Source organism: Acinetobacter pollinis (genome assembly GCF_015627175.1).
Taxonomy (GTDB): Bacteria; Pseudomonadota; Gammaproteobacteria; order Pseudomonadales; family Moraxellaceae; genus Acinetobacter; species Acinetobacter pollinis.
In genome coordinates, this window is record NZ_VTDQ01000003.1 from 1 (window position 1) to 17964 (window position 17964).

Consider the following 17964-nt stretch of genomic DNA (forward strand, 5'->3'; position numbering starts at 1 on the left):
ACTTATAATAATAAGCGCACCTCGCTCCTCTAGAGTGAGGTTTTTTTATGTCAACTGAACAGTAGGATATTGATGTTTAAAAAAATTAAAAAATTATCTTGAAAAATACTCATGCTTCCTCCATTCATAGGGTATTCATACAATAAGTACCATTAATACGAAGAGGTAATTCATGAGTAGCGAAGGTCATTCACAAAACTATAGTTTCCAAGCAGAGGTTGCTCAACTGTTGCATTTGGTGACGCATTCTTTATATTCGAATCCAGAAATCTTTCTAAGAGAGTTGGTTTCCAATGCTTCAGATGCATGTGACAAACTCCGTTTTGAGGGAATTAATCATCCCGATTTTTATGAAAATGATCCTGATCTTCATGTACGTGTTATTTTAGATAAAGATGCTAAAACAATTACCATTTCAGATAATGGAATTGGTTTAAGCCAACAAGAAGCGATTGATAACTTAGGTACGATTGCTAAATCTGGGACAAAAGATTTTATGTCTAAATTAACAGGCGATCAGAAATCTGATGCGCAGTTAATTGGTCAATTTGGTGTAGGTTTCTACTCAGGTTTTATTGTTGCAGATAAAATAGTTGTTGAATCACGTCGTGCAGGTCTCCAAGAAAATGAAGGAGTTCGCTGGATTAGCGGTGGTACAGGCGATTTTGAAGTTCAAGAAATTGAAAAAACGTCTCGTGGTACAGACATTATTTTGCATTTGCGTGATGATGCATTGCAGTATTTAGAAAGCCATAAAGTTAAGCAGATTATTAATAAATATTCAGACCATATTAGTCTTCCAATTCAAATGCAAAAAGAAGTTTGGCAAGAGGAAGAAACTGCTGAGGGTGAAGAACCTAAAGGCGGTCAAATGGTCAAAACAGATGAATGGGAAGCGATTAACTCTGCAAGTGCATTATGGACGCGCAATAAAAATGATGTGACAGAAGAGCAATATGTTGAGTTCTATAAAAATCTGACACATGATTATGAGGCGCCTTTGGCTTGGTCTCATAACCGTGTAGAGGGAAATACTGAATATACACAACTTCTTTACATTCCGAGCAAAGCTTCACAAGACATTTTTACACGCGATGCAAAAGCAGGTATTAAGCTTTATGTAAAACGTGTATTTATTATGGATGATGCTGATAACTTAATTCCAAACTACTTACGTTTTGTTCAAGGTGTGGTAGACAGTGCAGACTTACCATTGAATGTAAGTCGTGAGTTGTTGCAAGAAAGCCGTGATGTAAAACTGATTCGTGAAGGGAATGCGCGTCGTGTACTTACATTGCTAGATGGTTTAGCAAAATCTGAAGATGAAAAAGACCAAGAGAAATTCAAAAAGTTTTATGCTGAGTTTGGTTCAGTCATTAAAGAAGGTTTAGGTGAAGATTTTTCAAATCGTGACCGTATCTTAAAGTTATTACGTTTTGCAACGTCGACTAATGATGAAATTTCAACATCATTGGCTGATTATAAAGCACGTATGAAGGAAGGCCAAAAGTCTATTTATTATGTGACTGCAGACAGCTTAACAGCGGCAAAAAATTCACCACAGCTTGAACTTTTCAAGAAAAAAGGTATTGAAGTTTTACTAATGGCTGACCGTGTAGATGAATGGGCAATGAACTTTGTGCATGAGTTTGATGGTATGCCAATGCAGAGTATTGCTAAAGGTGCGGTAGATCTTGGTGATTTACAAGATGCTGAAGAGAAAAAAGCATTAGAAGAAGCACAAGCTCAATTTAAACCAATCGTAGAAAAACTCAGTGATGCGCTGAAAGATAAAACGAAAGAAGTACGTGTGACGACACGCTTAGTTGATTCTCCAGCATGTTTAGTGACTAGCGAAGGAGAACTTTCTCCTCAGCTTATGCGTATGTTAAAGCAAGCAGGACAGGCTGTACCTGATGTAAAACCAACATTAGAAATTAATCCTGAGCATCCATTGGTGAAGAAATTGGAGCAAACAGGACAGTTCGACGATCTTGCAAATGTAATCTTTGATCAGGCTGTGATTGCAGAAGGTGGTTTACCTGAGGACCCTGCTGAATACGTAAAACGTATTAATAGTCTACTCATGAAATAATCTAACTCGTTTATTAAGCTGAACGTTTCACGAAGCGTTCAGCTTTTTAATTAGAAGCTGGCTTCAAACTGTAAGTTTGAACTAAATGAATAACCATCTGTTGCAGTACTATCGCGATAATAAGAAATGTCATGCTCTAAAAAAATCCAGTTTCTCCAAATAGGAACACGCCAACCAAAATAGGGCCCCCAACTTTGTAGTTCTACATCTTTCTTTTCTTTGTTATAGATGCCACTGGTATAAATCCCGTAGGTAATTCTTTTTTTACCAAAAAATTCTTTTTGCATAAAGAGTTTATCGCTCCATGTAAACTCTTCCGCGTAGCTTTTTACAATAGAAAATTGATTCGATGCGAGATCTGTATCGGAGCTTTTTTGAGTAAAATTAAAGTCAGTTTCAGAATAGTTTCTACTTTGAGCACCGTAACGGAAAGTTTGACTGGCATCAAGCTTCCAGTTTAAAAATAAGTCCCAGTTTTTTTCTGCGCTTACTTGAACATACACATCTGTTGTGGAGTTAGATCCGATATCCATACCATTTTCAAACGGGAGCATTTTTGAAAGCTCGCCAAATACCTCACTTACCCAAAGCTTTTCTTTTTCTTTCTTTGTGGTTTTATGCTTGCTTTTATGTATACCTAGCGTCCGCTGTTTAGTATGTTTCTTTTCATCTTTTTGTAAGCGTAATGACAGTGAATCTTTTCCAAATACTTCTAAGAGTTGCTCGGCAAAAGCTGGCGAGTACGGGTCAAAATCTAAAGGAGGTTCTTCTACCGCAGTAATATCCTCTAAAGGGGCAGCATCTAGAGGAATGTTATTATAAGTATTTTTCTTATTTTTTTTATGTGCCGTTAGAGATCGATGTTGAACACGTTTTAAAATTAGAGAGGTTTGAGAGGGTAAACAGCTTTTGGAAATAGCCGTATATGCCACTTGAGGTAAAGTACATAAAGCAATACAAGAGCAAGTATAGATAATTTGACGTTGGATAAACATCATCGACTAAATACAAAAGTTAAAGGAAAGGGGAGAACAATAAGCCTAACGATATTAACTTAAGTCTTTCTTTAAATGTAGAAAAAACTGTTGTTGTTCGATAAGCCATGTGTAAGCGTCTTTTAATTGACGATACCAGTCAGAATAAATAATACTGCGATGGGGACCTAAATTAATCCAAATTTGCCAAAATGTTTGATTGGTTTGATAAAGAATTGCCCATTGTGGAGCATTGCATTTATTCAATTGGCTTAAAAGCATTTGCTTATTATGGTATGCACCACAATAACTTTGTTTATATTCAGAGGTTTGTACAATGTCTAAAATAGAGTCTTTTTCCTCAGGTAAAACAGTAGTGTTTTTTTTTGCTTGAAGTAAATTTGGTTGGCTACATATTTGAATAATTTCTTTTAAGCGATAGGTCGCCTTCGCTTTTTCAATAAGCGTATCTGAGTGTTCAATTTGTTTTAAATTATCACGTATTTCTTGAATTAAACGTGCTTTTTCCAATAAATTCATGAGTGAATGCCTGAAATGCAAGATTCAGCTTTTCTTAAGTACTCAGCCAAAACTTGGTTTAATGTAAGTTCTAATAATTTATATTCGACACTGTCAGGGCTTGAGTGTTGCTGAATTAATTTAATCAGTTGATCTATATCTAGCTCAGCTGTTGAAATTTTTTCCTGTAAGAATGCATTGACCTGTTGCATACGATATGCTTTGTTTGTTTTAAAAGTGTAATTATAGTCTTTTTTTGATTAATTAAGTAGCATTCGCAACCATTAATTTGAGAAAATGGTCACGAATTGTTTAATTTGTGGATTTTATTTCACATCACATTGATCATCATTGCACTGAGCTTTATTCTGTTCAGATGATGTGTCTATTGTTGTCTCTTTAGAAGAAAGTGTTTTTTCAATCACCTCTTTAAAAACATGGGCTGGCTGAGCACCTGCAAGTGCAACACGTTGGTCAAATACAAAAAATGGTACACCTGTGACTTTTAATTGATCACGTGCTAAATCTTCGTCATATTTTACAAATTCAGCAAATTCATCTGAATTTAACATGTCTTCTACTTCACCATTGTCTAAACCAATACGTGAAGCAATTTCCTCTACAGTCTCTCGTTCACCAATTGCTAAGCCTTCCGTCATATACGCATAAAAGAAAGCTTCTTTTGCTTTATTACCTAAACCTTTACTTTGTGCAAGATGTATTACACGATGTGCATTAAAGCTATTGCCTGCTTTAGTCTTTCTCCATTGGAAATCTATGCCTTCTTCCGCTGCCATTGCTGCAATTTGAGTTTGCATTTGTTCCATTTCTTCTATACTACGACCGTATTTTTTTGCAATTAATTCAGTAGTAGGCACATTGTAGCTACTCGGCGATTTGGCATCGAGTTGGAAACTATGCCAATGAATTTCAAGATCTAGTTCCATCTCTTTTGCAACACGTTCTAGGCGTTTTTTTCCGATATAGCAAAAAGGGCAAACTACATCTGACCAAATGTCTACGCGCATAAGTATCTCAATAACTAATTCTGATAAGGAATATGATGGAGATCATTATAAAAAAGGCAAGTGGATTTCAACGAACAGACTATTAATTTACGTGCCATCTCAGATATGGATGGCACTTTAAGCTAAACACGCTCGATAATTGTTGCAATTCCTTGACCGTCACCAATAGATAAAGTGGCGAGTCCAAACTGAATTTTCTTTTGCTCCATCGTGTGAAGTAGGGTGGTGATCATACGTGTGCCAGAGTTACCTTTTGCATGTCCAAGCGCCAAGGCTCCCCCATGGATATTGACTTTATCTTGTTGATCGAAAAGATCTAAATTTTTAAGTATAGCCAATGTTTCAGCAGCGGAAGACTCATGAATTTCGATGGCTTGAATATTTTTCATAGAAAGCCCTGCACGTTTGAGGGCTTTTTGTGTAGCAGGAACAGCGCCATATCCCACCATTGCTTGATCACACCCTGCAATAGCCATTGAGCGTACGACAGCTCGAGGTTTTAAATTAGATAATTTTGCATACTCATAAGACATAAGTAAAAGTGAAGAAGCACCGGTTGCTGCTTGTGCAATCGTGGCATCGGTAATGATGCCCTGAGCAGTGTCAAAAGTAGGTGCGTATCTTTGTAAGTCAGAAAGAGTAAGATGTGGTTGAATGACTTCATCGTGTTTAAATGGTGTTTTAAATCCATTTTTCTTGTACCCGATGGTCGTCATAATTTCTTTTTCAAACATCCCATTTTGTGTCGCTTGCCAAGCACGTTGATGCGATTGCAGGGTGAAAATATCTTGTTGCTCACGGGTAATGCCATTCATACGTGCAAAAATTTCAGCACTTAATCCATTGTGTTGTGTTGTGGTATAGCTTTGATCTTCAGTACCACCCACAATAAAAATATTTCCTTGGTGCATCGCAATTTGTGCGGCAGCAGTATGCAATGCTTGTATAGATGAACCATCTAAGCGATTAATGGTTTGACCACCAGTTGTTTTAGCAAGGTTTGCTAAACTTCTAATTTCACCACCAATATTTTTATTCTTTGAATAAACTGAGCCCCAAATTACATCTTCAATATCATGAATATCAAAATTATTTCTTTCAATAAGATGTCTCACAAGACATGCAGAAAGCTGGCTCGCATGCGTATGTTTAAAAAAACCACTCTCTACATTTGCCATAGGTGTTCGAATTGCATCGACAATAACAATGTCACGTGGATGAGGTTGTGCCATTATTTTACTCCTACATCAAATAAAGACTGACCACTTTTGACCAGTTCTTGTAATAGTTTGGGTGCTTTATAATTTTCGCCTAAATCTGAGTAGGTATTACATAAAGCAATATATTCTTTGATTCCAAGTTGCTGAATATAACGACAAGGGCCACCTTTATTTAGCGGAAAGCCAATACTTGTAAGTGTGAGGTCAACTTCATATGCCGTGGAAATAATATTTTCTTCCAAACAGCGTATGCTTTCATTGCATAATGGGATCATTAAACGGTCAATAATTGTATGTGTATCTAAATTTTCACGTTCGTCTGCTATAGCAGATTCTAATATTTCATACACTGCACCATCTCTTATTTGTGCATTATTTTTATATTGGTAGAACCCTTTATGATTTTGGCGACCTAAACGTTCAGCAGCATGTAATAAAGAAACGATACTTGTGTCAGCCTCGTAGTGCATACGCTCAGGGTAGCTTTCAGCAAGGAGCTTTGCTATATCTAAAAAAGCTGGTATTCCTATTTTATCGAGGAGTGTTGCAGGGCCATATTTCCAACCAGATTTTTCCATTATTTGGTCGATTTGTTGAAAATCTATGCCTAGGGTAACGAGTGTTTCAAACGCATTGAGATAAGGAAGTAAAACTCTGTGAATAAAGAAGCCTGCATTATCTTTCACCAGAATAGGGGTTTTATTCAATGACTTGGTAAATGTCATGCAAGTGGCTATGGTTTCTTGCGCTGTTTCTTCACCGTAGACAACTTCAACCAAATGATTACAACTAATTTCATCTAGAAAATGTAGGCCAATAAACTGACTTGGTCGTTGAAGTGTTTTTGCAATTTGTGTAATAGAGATCGCTGAAATATCTGAAGCAATAATGGTATCTCGAGTAACAATTTGACTTTCGATTTCCTTAATTGCTTGTACTTTCGATTTTGGATGTTGAGCCAAACATTCTATAACAAAATCTACCTTTGAAATCATATCGTGAGTATATGTTGGACGAATACGGCATAAAAGCTCGCCTGTTTTCTGTGGCGAAATATGCATATTCTCAAGTGTAGTACGAATGTTTTGCATGACTTGATTGGCCTGCTCAGCATCATTTACTTTAATTAAAACAGCCTGTGTTTGTATTGCGCTGCGAATGGCTAGCTCGCTCGCTTGTAAGTTTGTACCTAAAATTGCTGTATTTAAAATGGGGGTTGTTTTTTCTTCATATTTTATAAACTGCTGATTGTAAAAACTTTGGTTTTCTACAGCACTAAGAAGGGCTTGCATTTGTGTGAGTGAAAGAATTTCTTTGAAGTAATCCAGTTCAATTTTAAGTGCTTCATTACGTGCTAGATTTACAGTTTCTTCAAGTGATTTGATTTGGAGTTTGAGAATGAGATTATGTGTTAAATCTTTTTGTGTAGAGATAACATGTTTTGCCGTATAAAAAGAAACAAACTTTTCTATTTCTGTCATTTCAAGAGGGTTTAGTTTTCTCTCTCTTTGTTTTTTCCAATTAAAATGCCCATGTATTGCATGTTGTAAAATGTCTAAGGCACTGGCAATAACCTGATCTTCATGAACAAGGTTATCAATGAGTCCATCTTTAAAAGCTGAATTTGTATCCCGATCTGTTGTAGCGGTGAGCCAATTAATTGCCGATTCAATACTTATAAGGCGTGGTAAGCGAACAAATGTGCTAAATGTAGGAAGTGTTCCCAATGTTGTTGTTAATAACCCAATTTTCAAATGCTCAGCACTAACTCGATAATCACATGCTAATGTAATGGCGAAGTCACTGCCAGTGACATGATGCTGAATTACTGCCACAGTAGGAAAAGGCAAGTCTTCAATATGGTTTGTGAGATCTTGAATTTCAGTTAAATGTGTATGTAGTTCGTCTGTATTTTCTTGTGTATATTGCTGATAAATTTGAATTTCATTTTCTAAAGAACAATGATCTTTTGTAAAGGTAAGAATTAAACCTTGAATATCTTGCTGAGTTTCAATGCACTCTAACGCCGTTTCGAACTCTTCTAAGATGGCATGATCAAACTTATTCACTGAATACTCGTGTGAATGAAAATGTAACTCTGCAATACCGCTTTGCAACATACGAACGGTAATGGCATTGCCAGCATGGATCATGCGCTGATCTCCTTTATTTTTTTGCCAATATTAAACGTATTGCTATTTTGCATATATTTGTATGGATGCACATCAACTTATTGCTGAATATTACGATAACTATATAAAGTCTGCTGTATTATTCTATTTTCGCTAAGTAGCGATATGTGATATGGATGCATTATTAATAAAAAAAGTGTCGGAATTAACGGATTTTTAGAAAAATTATAGGTATTTTTTAATTGATTTTCATATAATGAGAATTCTTGAAAGTTAACGTGATTTTTTATATTTAGAATAAAAGTGATTGCTCTATGACTAAATGGATTATTTTAGCGATATTTGTGATATCTGCACTGTATATACAGTATCGGGGTAAGGTACGTCATTCGTTTTATCGTCAATTTTTTGATCATTCAACACTACTCGCACCAGTTAATTTTTTAATGTATTGCTTTTCTAAAGTGCCTAATCAGCCTTATATAGAAACTCAATATTTTAAAGATTTAAAAGTACTCGATGACAATTGGGAAATGATTCGTGATGAAGCAAAAGCTTTATATGATCGAGGAGGCATTAAAGCATCAAGTACATATAATGATCTTGGCTTTAACTCATTTTTTAAAACAGGATGGAAACGGTTTTATTTAAAATGGTATGAATCTAGCCATCCATCTGCATCTGAACTTTGTCCAAAAACAACAGCCTTACTTAAAACCCTTCCTAGTATTAAAGCTGCGATGTTTACAGAGCTTGCACCAGATAGTCGCTTGGTGCGTCATCGAGATCCTTATGCAGGTTCATTGCGCTATCATTTGGGATTATTAACACCGAATGATGATCGTTGTTTTATTGATGTTGATGGTGAGCGTTATTCTTGGCGTAACGGTGAAAGTGTTGTATTTGATGAAACCTATATACACTATGCTGAAAATACCACTGCTCAAAATCGTATTATTTTATTTTGTGATGTAGAACGTCCCCTCAAAACAAAATGGATGGAAAAATTTAACCACTGGTTTGGAAAGAAAGTCATGACCGCCGCAAGCTCACCGAATGAGGCAGGTGACCAAACTGGAGGACTAAATAAAGCTTTTGGTTATGTATATCAAATTCGTATACAAGCGAAAGCACTTAAAAAAGCCAATAAAACACTATATTACATTTTAAAATGGACATTAATGTTGGGCATTTTCTTCCTTATTTTTATTCGTCCTTATATTTTTAAATCATAATGTAGCTTAAAAGTGCATCTAAAAAGATTGGATTTTAATCTGGTCTATTGGGTGCATTTTTATTGTTTTGATGTATCTGAGACTTGAAACTTTATCTACGATGTCCAATACATAGCTTATGTTATGTAATTCAATTGATTGAAAAAGGAATACTGTGAATCCGAATGCTCGTCCACATATAGAAAAAGTTCTTCTTCATATGACACAGCTACCTGGTGTGTACAAAATGCTAGGAAAAAATGGTGAGCTTTTATATGTTGGAAAAGCAAAAAAATTAAAAAATCGAGTTTCGAGTTATTTTGTTAAAACGATTGAGCATCCAAAAACACAAGCATTGGTCGCACGTATTTATGATATAGAAACGTTAATTGTTCGTTCTGAAACTGAAGCTTTATTGCTTGAGCAAAATCTCATTAAAGAGCATCGTCCTCCTTACAATATTATGCTTAGGGATGATAAGTCTTATATCTATATTTATGTTTCTGCAGATCGGCCATACCCTAGAATTGCAAGTGGTCGTGGCAAAGGAAATCATCAAACAGGTAAGTTTTTTGGGCCTTATCCGAGTGCACAAAGTGCACGAGATATGTTGTTGACACTTCAAAAGTTATTTAATGTTAGGCAGTGTGAAAATAGCTTTTTTTCACAGCGAAAAAGACCATGTCTACAATATCAAATTAAGCGTTGTACAGCGCCTTGCGTAGGACTGATTTCACCTGAAAGTTATGCACAAGATGTTAAAAACTCTATTCAATTTTTACAGGGTGATACTAAAGCATTGAATCATGAATTGATTCAAAAAATGGAAATGGCTGCTGAACAATTAGAATTTGAAAAAGCAGTATTTTATAGAGATCGTTTAGGCTTACTTCGTGAAGTGGCTGCACAGCAAGCGGTGTATACGTTTAAGGGTGAGGCAGACATTTTAGCAATTGCTTATATGGCGGGTGTAACTTGTGTTCAAGTCATGCATGTGCGTAATGGTCAAATGCTCGGAGGAAAAAGTTATTTTCCAGATATGATGGGAAGTAATTTAGGGCAAATGCTGAGCGATTTTATTGCTAATTTTTATTTTCAGGTTGTAGATGAAATTCCTCAAGAATTGATTGTTAATCAAAAATTGACAGACCAAACACAACTTGAAGAAGCATTTTATGAAGCATTTAAGAAGAAAGTCACGATTAAACATAGTGTGAGGGAAACTCGAGCTGAATGGCTAGAGTTGGTACAAATGAATGTTCAGCATGCAATTAAAGGGCAATTAAATCATCATTTAGAATTGAATGAACGCTTTCATCAGTTAGAACAAGTTTTAAATAAAAAAGTAGATCGTATTGAGTGTTTTGACATTAGTCATACTATGGGCGAAGCAACCATTGCATCGTGTGTGGTATTCGATCAAGGTGGAATGAGAAAGCGAGATTATCGCCAATTTTCTATTGAAGATATTCAGGCCGGAGATGATTATGCTGCAATGCGACAAGCACTAACACGACGTTATAAAAAAGCATTACTTCCTGACTTACTATTGATTGATGGAGGTAAGGGGCAGTTGCATATGGCAATGCAAGTGATGAAAGATTTAAATCTTGATCCTTTTATGGTGGGTGTTTCTAAAGGGGAGGGAAGAAAACCAGGACTAGAAACATTACATTTCACAAATGGTGAAAAAATACAGTTGCCAGAGGATCACAAAGCGTTACATCTTATTCAACAAGTACGTGATGAAGCACATCGTTTTGCTATTACAAAACATCGTGCAAAACGAGATAAGCGCCGTGCAGGTTCAGTATTAGAAGTTATTCCAGGGCTTGGGCCTAAACGAAGACGTGACTTACTGACGCATTTTGGAGGAATTCAAGGTGTTTTAAGGGCATCTGAAAAGGAATTGACGGGGGTTTTAGGTATTGGTGCGTCGATGGCACGTACGATTTATAAGGTATTGCATGAATAATTCGAGGTTTCTTTGAGTTGAGAAAAGTTTATTACGCTTCTAGTCGACATAAAACGTCAATTCGTATAAAGTGACAAGATGTTTCAGTAAAATAATAATGTCTTTGACACGACGTATGTTGAGCATAATCAGCTAGAGTAAATTGGCGGGTGTATATGAGCACAGGGCGGATCCTGAATATTCCAAATATCTTGACGATTGCAAGGATTGTATTAATCCCTGTCTTCTTGGTGATTGCATATTGGCCACCTGTGGTTGGTGTAAGTGGTGTAAATGAAACAATATTATTTCGTCATACGTTATTAACTTCTATATTTCTTCTTGCAGCGGTGACAGATTGGTTCGATGGCTATTTGGCCAGAGTACTGAATCAGACATCGGCATTTGGACGATTTTTAGATCCAGTTGCGGATAAATTAATGGTTGCTGCTGCATTGGTTGTACTGGTTCAGTGGAGGCCATCTATTACGATGGCTTTTGCAGCGATAGTAATTATTTCTCGTGAAATTACGGTATCTGCTTTACGAGAGTGGATGGCGGAACTTGGTGCAAGAACAAATGTTGCGGTATCTACAGTGGGTAAATACAAAACTGCATTTCAAATGATTGCGATTAGTGTCTTTTTGTTGAATTGGCAACCCTTAGACATTTTGGCATATTTATTATTGTATACAGCAGTTATTCTAACCCTATGGTCTATGGTGATTTATTTAAGGGCAGCATGGCCATTTCTAAAACAACCATAATATTTGAAAAAGCCTCTGTTATAGAGGCTTTTTTATGAGTATGAGGTAATATGAATTTAGACTTATTTATGCCTGAACCATGCCAAAACCTTTTACCTTACGATGGTCATGTAGAGGATTATGGTCTTATTTGCACACCTATAGAGTCAAATAAAAGTTTTGATTATCTTTTAAAACACTTAAATTGGAAGAATGATCAGGCGTATATCCATGGAAAGCACTATGTAACTGGAAGAAAATATGCATGGTACGCAGACCAAACGGCCGACTATATCTATTCTGGTTTTAAACACAGTGCAGAAGTATGGGACTCATTTCTTTTAAGGGTAAAACAAAGAGTTGAAACCGTATTAAATACGCCATTTAACTCTTGTTTGGCCAATTTGTATATGGATGGAAGTCAAGGGATGGGTTGGCATAGTGATGCAGATCGGTTTCTAGGAAGTCATCCTATCATTGCATCTTTAAGTTTTGGTGTAACTCGTAGATTTAAATTTAAACATAGATTTACGGGTGAATATGTCGATATCAACTTATATTCAGGGCAGCTCATTGTTATGAAAGGAAAGACACAACAATTTTGGTTGCATTCATTACCTAAAATGAACAGTATCTTATCGCCACGAATTAATTTGACCTTCAGAAATTTTCAATATTAAGGTTTTAAAGGTGAGCCAAGATTTTTATTTTAACCTTGATAAAGTGGTCTGAAAGATTTATTTCCTTAAACAAAGAGATGATTAAACATACATCTCTTTGTCAATACAAATCTACTAATACCCACTTGCAAGTCCATCACTTCTTGGGTCAGTTGCTGCACTTAAGGTGCCTAATTCATAATTAACTGAAATTGCACCTGTGTGACCCATTAAGTCGGTATAACCTTCTACGATTTCTGTAAGATGGCCACGTTTTTCAAGTGTCTGAATAATTTCGGCAGAAATTCGATTTTCTAGTTTTAAGTTATTTGAAGCCATTCCCCATGTCCGCCCATATAACCAACGGGGAGCAGCAACTGCTTCTTGTACAGTCATATGATAGTCAACAACACGTGTTGCAATTGCAGCTTGTGTTTGGGGTTGGCCTTCGCCTCCCATAGTACCGTAAACCAGTGTCGGTCTATGGTGTTCATCTAATAGCATTGCTGCATTTAAGGTATGGAATGTGCGTTTTTTAGGGTGTAAACAATTAATATGTGCTTGATCTAAAGAAAAGAAGCTACCTCTATTTTGAAGTAAGACCCCAGTTCCTTCTGGCACAATTGCAGAACCAAAATCATGATAAATGCTTTGTATAAGAGATACACTATTGCCATCTTCATCGACAATACCTAACCAAATCGTATCTCCATGCGGGTCTAAAGCAGATTGATTTTTGGCAGAAGTATCCATGCAAATACGTTTAGCTTGCTTTTGTCCATGGCTTTCGGAGAGTAGTTTTTCTACAGGGATATCTGAAAATTCAGGATCTGTTAAATATAAATCTCGATCAATAAATGCTTCTTTGGTGGCTTCAACAATTAAATGATAATAATCGGCTGAACCTTCAGGGATGTCTTTTAGATTAAACTGATTGAGTATGTTTAATACCTCTAAAGAAGTCATTCCTTGGGTGTTGGGTGGTAAATTATAAGCAGTGTATTGCCGATAAGGAACCGAAATGGGATCGACCCAATTGGCTTCATGTGCTTTAAAATCATTGAGTGTGAGTACACCGTCATTTTCAGATAAGTCGGCAATAATCTTTTGGGCAATACTACCACTATAAAAAGCCTGTGCACCTTCATTGGCAATGGTTTGAAGTGTTTTAGCTAAATCTGGCTGTTTAAATACTTCACCGATTTGGTAACAGTCACCATTTGGTTTGATGTAAGTCCTTTTAAAGCTATTAAAGCGCTGTAAATAGCGTGCTGACAGATCATGAGATGATGTATTAATGGTTAGCCATTTGGCAAAAGAGGGGGTAACTGCACAGCCTTTTTCGGCATATAAGATAGGCTTTTGAAAGAGGTTTTTCCAATCTAAACCCGTATTAGAAAATTGTTCTTTTGCATAATGATGGGCTAAATCCCAACCAGAAACTACACCTGGAACGGTATTGGCTGCTAAATATCCTCGACTTGGTATTTTATCAAATCCTCTAGATTTATAAAAATCAATAGTTGCCTTTTCACCTGAACGACCACTGGCATTAATTGCATTGACTGTTTTATTTTTAGCATTGTAAATCAGCCAAAAGTTATCCCCACCAATGGAGTTCATGTGTGGATAAACAACAGCAAGTGTAGCGGATGCGGCAATTGCAGCATCAATCGCATTTCCACCTTGTTGTAGTATTTCAATGGCGGCTTGTGTCGCGAGATAATGTGGTGTAGTCACAGCCACATTGGTTAAAATAGGATTTTGACTTGCAGATGCTGTCGCGCAATATTTTCCAGATATGGAATCATCCATTTTATTATTTTCTTGCTGTGTTGAATGAATTTGGCTACTCATATCTTTACGACTCTTGCTTATTATTTCACTTTTAGATAAGCAAGAAACGTACCACGATTGGAGTACATTTATATAAGTGGAGGTAAATTAACATTCACCTCCATAGTAGTTTATTTAAATCTTTTCAACTGTATGCGTCTGATGTTCAGACTCTACTTGTGCAACAAGGTATTGGTACTTCTTTTCAATTTCTGCCGCATTTTCTTGTAGCATTGAAATCAGTTTCTGAATATTTACAAATTCAAATCGATTTTTAGAACCTACAATGGTGAGTGCAACAGGAGCCAGTTTAGTAGAGTAGCGTACAGGGACAGCAAGGCCTGAATAGTCTGGGTGAATTTCACCTTGAGAAAAATAATAGCCTTGTTTTTTAATTTTCTTTAGACGCTGTAAGAAAGTTGCTTCATCTTTTGCAAAATCTACATTCGACAGTTCTTTAGTATGTCGTTCGTAGAAAGACTGAAGTCCCTGTTTATTTAAATGGGAAATAATAATCTTAGGAGATGAGCCTACATAAGCAGGTCTTGGGCTTCCACGACCATAGGATAAGACCATATTGCCTTTAAATGATTCACCATGTAAATCGATACAATAGTCATGATTTAGAAATGTTAGTAGACAGTTTAACTCAGTCCGTTCAGCAATTTCTTTCATAAAAGGAATACTGATTTGTACAAGTGGATCTGTTGTACGAGAAACATAATCAAGGACTGCAATTTTTGGCCCAAGGGTGTAATCACCCGATGTTCCACTCAGGCGCTGTAATAAATCTGCAGAAACAAGCTCCTTTAAGTAGCGATAGCTTGTTGGACGAGATAGGCCAAGCTCCTCACTAATAATATCTACATTAATGACATGGCGAGATACTGAAAAAAGATCCAGTACAGTTAAGATTTTCCCAAAACTTGTAATAGCCATAATACGTGCTATTCCTAAAATAAAAAATGATATTTCAACCCTAAAGAAAATGCTTTTAACATAAAATTCTCAATTCTCCAAGATAGTAAAAGTTGTATATTATCATAATAAGATATTTTAATTGACTATTGTGTTTTTTTTTGGAAAAATTGTCAGCATAAATATCGAATCAAGACAGTGCAATATACTGTTGCCTGAATAAATAAGGTGTATAAAAACCACTTTATACGACCTTCTATACGATTAAATTTACACATTTGTCAGTTGGGTACTTAGCGCATTTATGCCTTAGGTAAAATTCACTATGGAAAATAGATAGAGATTTAAAGAATGCGCGCTATAGAGGTAAGGTATGCAATTAATTAAACAACTTTTGGCATTTCGTCCAAGTAAGCTCGATTTAATTTTTGCAATTAAAACCTACATTGCAGCCATGCTTGCGTTATATATTTCATTTGATCTCGATTTACTCAATCCGATGTGGTCAATTGGTACAGTTATTATTGTATCTAATCCCTTTTCTGGCATGGTGTCTTCTAAGGCACTGTATCGCTTGGCTGGGACGGCAATTGGGGCAGTTATTGCTATTATTTTAATGCCAGGTTTAATTAATACGCCTTGGCTATTTTCAATAATTATTGCAGGCTGGGTGGGCTTTTGTCTGTATATATCGCTTTTAGATCGTACACCACGAAGCTATATGCTCATGCTCTCAGGCTATACCGTGGCCATGATTGTGTTTAATTCAATTAATAATATTGATACTCATAATATTTTTGACATTGCTCTTGCACGATTTCTAGAGATAGGAATTGCTGTAATTTGTACTGCTGTCGTTTCTGCAGTTATTTTTCCTATGCATATAGGTCCTGTTATTCAACAGCGTGTAAATAAAAATTTAGTGAGTATTGAAGAGCTATTTTCTCATATCTTAAAAAATGAGATTGAAAAACAAAATTATACGCAGGCATTGGCAACAGTCACACGAGATATGAGTGAAATTCATACTATGGCTGTCCATTTATGGTATGAAAAATCACAACTTAAAGGGATGACTAAACCTTTACAAGAAATGCTTCATCAGCTCTCAATGGCTGTGGCAAATTTAGTTTCAATGTCTGAAAGACTCAAGCAATTAGACCTCCATGATAATGACTTTACACACACACTCAATCAAATTGATGAGTCTGTTCTGAGTTTCTTACGTACTAAAGATCAATGTAATGAAAACAATTTGCTGGCACTTCCAGCAGATTTTGAGGAGAAGTTTGACAAGCTGATGCTGAATATGTCGCCTGAGCAAGAAACGATCTTATACAGCTTCAAAATGGATGTCCGTCACTATATTCAAAATGTACGCATTGTGAAATTCATTTGGCAACAGATTCAGCAAGGTCGAAAGAAATTTCCAGAAAATATTATTCCTTTAACAACCAAATATCCGAGTTTACATCGGGACCACGGCGTAGCTATTCGTGGTGGGTTAGCCGCTGCTTTAAGTACATTACTGGGTATATCTATATGGATACTGAGTGGATGGAAGGCAGGCTATATGCTGGCACAGATGGCAGCAGTATGTGCATGTATTTTAACGGCAATAGATAATCCAATACCTGCACTAAAAATCTTTTTGTGGGGAAGTGTGGTCTCATCTGTAATTGTATTTATTTATGCATTTGGAATTTTTCCAAATATTACCGAGTTTTGGGAATTGGCAGTTGTGTTAGCCCCAACACTTATTGTTTGTGCTTTGCTTATTCCTACACCAAGTCTAATGGCTTTAGGGTTAGTTTTGGGTGTGACAAGTGTGATGGCAATGAATTTACAAAACCGTTATGCAATGGATGCAGTTGCATTTTTAGAAGGGTCGTTTGGAATGATTTTAGGCGTATTGTGCGCTTTGATTTCAATCTATTTTATTCGTGCAATGTCTCCAGAAAAAACAGCCAGTCGAATTCTTACTAGACATTATAAAGCCATGCGTGAGGCACTTTATCTGCCATATGGTACGAAGTTTAGAATTCATTTGCGCAGTATGATGGATCGGATAGGTGTCTTAAATACAAAAATGGTTCAATCTGATCAATTAAAAATGGCAATGAATGCTGCACTCATTGAAACAAGTGCTGTTGTAGAGTTTGCGCGATTAGATGAATTGGCCAGTTCAAATAAATTGGCACCTCAACTACATCATGCTTTAGGTGAACTACAGCAAATACTAGATGACACATTTAGAGAGCTTGAAGAGAAGCTGAGTCTGAGTCATGAAACTCAGCAAAAACTGATGACACAGTTACAAGATGTGGAGAGTTTGGTTAATCAGAATCAAGAGCTTCAATTAAAACAGAGATTAAAAAGTAGTTTGAATAATATTCGAAGCAGTATTTTACATGCAGATGCATCCAATCATATTCATGTTGGCGGAGCGATAGCATGAGCGATTTTGACATTTATGGGGTGTTTGTCCCTAGTTTTCTTATCCAAGCGATTTTAGCCTATCTTCTATTTGTCTGTGTGAGAAAGGTGACTGATCGACAAATACAAAATGGCTGGATTGCATTTTCTGGTGTATTTAACCTTTGTCTTTATCTGGTATGTCTTTTGGTTATTCATCAAATATTTGTCTACTTTATTGTGTAATTCATAAA

General features: G+C 36.2%; 15 protein-coding genes. 7 read left to right on the plus strand and 8 right to left on the minus strand.

All coding sequences use genetic code 11. The features are described 5' to 3' along the window. Positions 1 to 172 precede the first annotated feature (172 nt). Positions 173 to 2095 (plus strand): molecular chaperone HtpG, encoded by a 1923-nt coding sequence (htpG, locus tag I2F23_RS01760; RefSeq protein ID WP_195770876.1) that lies wholly within the window; start codon positions 173 to 175, stop codon positions 2093 to 2095. A gap of 50 nt (positions 2096 to 2145) precedes the next feature. Here the strand turns inward: htpG and I2F23_RS01765 are convergent, their stop codons facing one another. The 6 genes from I2F23_RS01765 to I2F23_RS01790 form a co-directional block, all read right to left on the minus strand. After that, positions 2146 to 3093, minus strand: coding sequence for a hypothetical protein (locus tag I2F23_RS01765; RefSeq protein WP_195770877.1), 948 nt, complete (start codon positions 3091 to 3093; stop codon positions 2146 to 2148). A 51-nt stretch (positions 3094 to 3144) separates the two neighbouring features. Continuing rightward, positions 3145 to 3609, minus strand: a complete 465-nt coding sequence (locus tag I2F23_RS01770; RefSeq protein WP_195770878.1) for a hypothetical protein — start codon at positions 3607 to 3609, stop codon at positions 3145 to 3147. Continuing rightward, positions 3606 to 3800 carry a hypothetical protein gene (locus I2F23_RS01775; RefSeq protein WP_195770879.1) on the minus strand — a complete coding sequence of 65 codons (195 nt, stop codon included), beginning with the start codon at positions 3798 to 3800 and terminating at the stop codon, positions 3606 to 3608. Before I2F23_RS01775 ends, I2F23_RS01770 begins: the two co-directional genes overlap by 4 nt. A gap of 114 nt (positions 3801 to 3914) precedes the next feature. Then, positions 3915 to 4616, minus strand: a complete 702-nt coding sequence (locus I2F23_RS01780) for a DsbA family oxidoreductase (RefSeq protein WP_195770880.1) — start codon at positions 4614 to 4616, stop codon at positions 3915 to 3917. A 122-nt stretch (positions 4617 to 4738) separates the two neighbouring features. Further along, entirely contained in the window at positions 4739 to 5848 is a 1110-nt protein-coding gene (locus tag I2F23_RS01785; RefSeq protein WP_195770881.1) for an acetyl-CoA C-acyltransferase, read from the minus strand. Next, the gene (locus I2F23_RS01790) at positions 5848 to 7989 is read right to left on the minus strand and encodes a 3-hydroxyacyl-CoA dehydrogenase NAD-binding domain-containing protein (protein ID WP_195770882.1); all 2142 of its coding nucleotides are present in this window, start codon (positions 7987 to 7989) and stop codon (positions 5848 to 5850) included. The genes I2F23_RS01785 and I2F23_RS01790 overlap by 1 nt, the downstream gene beginning before the upstream one ends. A gap of 293 nt (positions 7990 to 8282) precedes the next feature. Here I2F23_RS01790 and lpxO point away from each other — a divergent pair, with 293 nt between their 5' ends. The 4 genes from lpxO (at position 8283) to I2F23_RS01810 (ending at position 12562) form a co-directional block, all read left to right on the plus strand. Continuing rightward, positions 8283 to 9203 carry a lipid A hydroxylase LpxO gene (lpxO, locus tag I2F23_RS01795; RefSeq protein WP_195770883.1) on the plus strand — a complete coding sequence of 307 codons (921 nt, stop codon included), beginning with the start codon at positions 8283 to 8285 and terminating at the stop codon, positions 9201 to 9203. Between the two features lie 154 nt (positions 9204 to 9357). Beyond that, positions 9358 to 11157 (plus strand): excinuclease ABC subunit UvrC, encoded by a 1800-nt coding sequence (gene uvrC, locus I2F23_RS01800; RefSeq protein ID WP_195770884.1) that lies wholly within the window; start codon positions 9358 to 9360, stop codon positions 11155 to 11157. Positions 11158 to 11312: 155 nt separating this feature from the next. Then, positions 11313 to 11903 carry a CDP-diacylglycerol--glycerol-3-phosphate 3-phosphatidyltransferase gene (gene pgsA / locus I2F23_RS01805; protein WP_195770885.1) on the plus strand — a complete coding sequence of 197 codons (591 nt, stop codon included), beginning with the start codon at positions 11313 to 11315 and terminating at the stop codon, positions 11901 to 11903. Between the two features lie 50 nt (positions 11904 to 11953). Then, complete coding sequence (locus tag I2F23_RS01810; RefSeq protein ID WP_195770886.1) at positions 11954 to 12562, plus strand: alpha-ketoglutarate-dependent dioxygenase AlkB family protein; 609 nt, start codon at positions 11954 to 11956, stop codon at positions 12560 to 12562. Positions 12563 to 12676: 114 nt separating this feature from the next. On the opposite strand, the gene ggt is transcribed toward I2F23_RS01810, so the two are convergent. Beyond that, entirely contained in the window at positions 12677 to 14398 is a 1722-nt protein-coding gene (gene ggt / locus I2F23_RS01815) for a gamma-glutamyltransferase (protein WP_213014632.1), read from the minus strand. A 114-nt stretch (positions 14399 to 14512) separates the two neighbouring features. Further along, a complete protein-coding gene (locus tag I2F23_RS01820; RefSeq protein ID WP_195770887.1) occupies positions 14513 to 15316 on the minus strand; it encodes an IclR family transcriptional regulator in 804 nt (267 codons plus the stop codon). A gap of 352 nt (positions 15317 to 15668) precedes the next feature. Between I2F23_RS01820 and I2F23_RS01825 the strand changes: the two genes are divergently transcribed. Together I2F23_RS01825 and I2F23_RS01830 are read left to right on the plus strand one after the other, a co-directional pair. Then, positions 15669 to 17753: an FUSC family protein gene (locus I2F23_RS01825; protein ID WP_195770888.1), complete on the plus strand. Its 2085-nt coding sequence runs from the start codon at positions 15669 to 15671 to the stop codon at positions 17751 to 17753. Next, positions 17750 to 17956 carry a DUF1656 domain-containing protein gene (locus I2F23_RS01830; protein WP_195770889.1) on the plus strand — a complete coding sequence of 69 codons (207 nt, stop codon included), beginning with the start codon at positions 17750 to 17752 and terminating at the stop codon, positions 17954 to 17956. The genes I2F23_RS01825 and I2F23_RS01830 overlap by 4 nt, the downstream gene beginning before the upstream one ends. Positions 17957 to 17964 lie beyond the last annotated feature (8 nt).

Excerpts from the sequence above, each read along its gene's own strand:
- htpG (WP_195770876.1), top strand. The coding sequence starts at position 173 with ATGAGTAGCGAAGGTCATTCACAAAACTATAGTTTCCAAGCAGAGGTT.
- I2F23_RS01765 (WP_195770877.1), bottom strand. The coding sequence starts at position 3,093 with ATGATGTTTATCCAACGTCAAATTATCTATACTTGCTCTTGTATTGCT.
- I2F23_RS01770 (WP_195770878.1), bottom strand. The coding sequence starts at position 3,609 with ATGAATTTATTGGAAAAAGCACGTTTAATTCAAGAAATACGTGATAAT.
- I2F23_RS01775 (WP_195770879.1), bottom strand. The coding sequence starts at position 3,800 with ATGCAACAGGTCAATGCATTCTTACAGGAAAAAATTTCAACAGCTGAG.
- I2F23_RS01780 (WP_195770880.1), bottom strand. The coding sequence starts at position 4,616 with ATGCGCGTAGACATTTGGTCAGATGTAGTTTGCCCTTTTTGCTATATC.
- I2F23_RS01785 (WP_195770881.1), bottom strand. The coding sequence starts at position 5,848 with ATGGCACAACCTCATCCACGTGACATTGTTATTGTCGATGCAATTCGA.
- I2F23_RS01790 (WP_195770882.1), bottom strand. The coding sequence starts at position 7,989 with ATGATCCATGCTGGCAATGCCATTACCGTTCGTATGTTGCAAAGCGGT.
- lpxO (WP_195770883.1), top strand. The coding sequence starts at position 8,283 with ATGACTAAATGGATTATTTTAGCGATATTTGTGATATCTGCACTGTAT.
- pgsA (WP_195770885.1), top strand. The coding sequence starts at position 11,313 with ATGAGCACAGGGCGGATCCTGAATATTCCAAATATCTTGACGATTGCA.
- I2F23_RS01810 (WP_195770886.1), top strand. The coding sequence starts at position 11,954 with ATGAATTTAGACTTATTTATGCCTGAACCATGCCAAAACCTTTTACCT.
- ggt (WP_213014632.1), bottom strand. The coding sequence starts at position 14,398 with ATGAGTAGCCAAATTCATTCAACACAGCAAGAAAATAATAAAATGGAT.
- I2F23_RS01820 (WP_195770887.1), bottom strand. The coding sequence starts at position 15,316 with ATGGCTATTACAAGTTTTGGGAAAATCTTAACTGTACTGGATCTTTTT.
- I2F23_RS01825 (WP_195770888.1), top strand. The coding sequence starts at position 15,669 with ATGCAATTAATTAAACAACTTTTGGCATTTCGTCCAAGTAAGCTCGAT.
- I2F23_RS01830 (WP_195770889.1), top strand. The coding sequence starts at position 17,750 with ATGAGCGATTTTGACATTTATGGGGTGTTTGTCCCTAGTTTTCTTATC.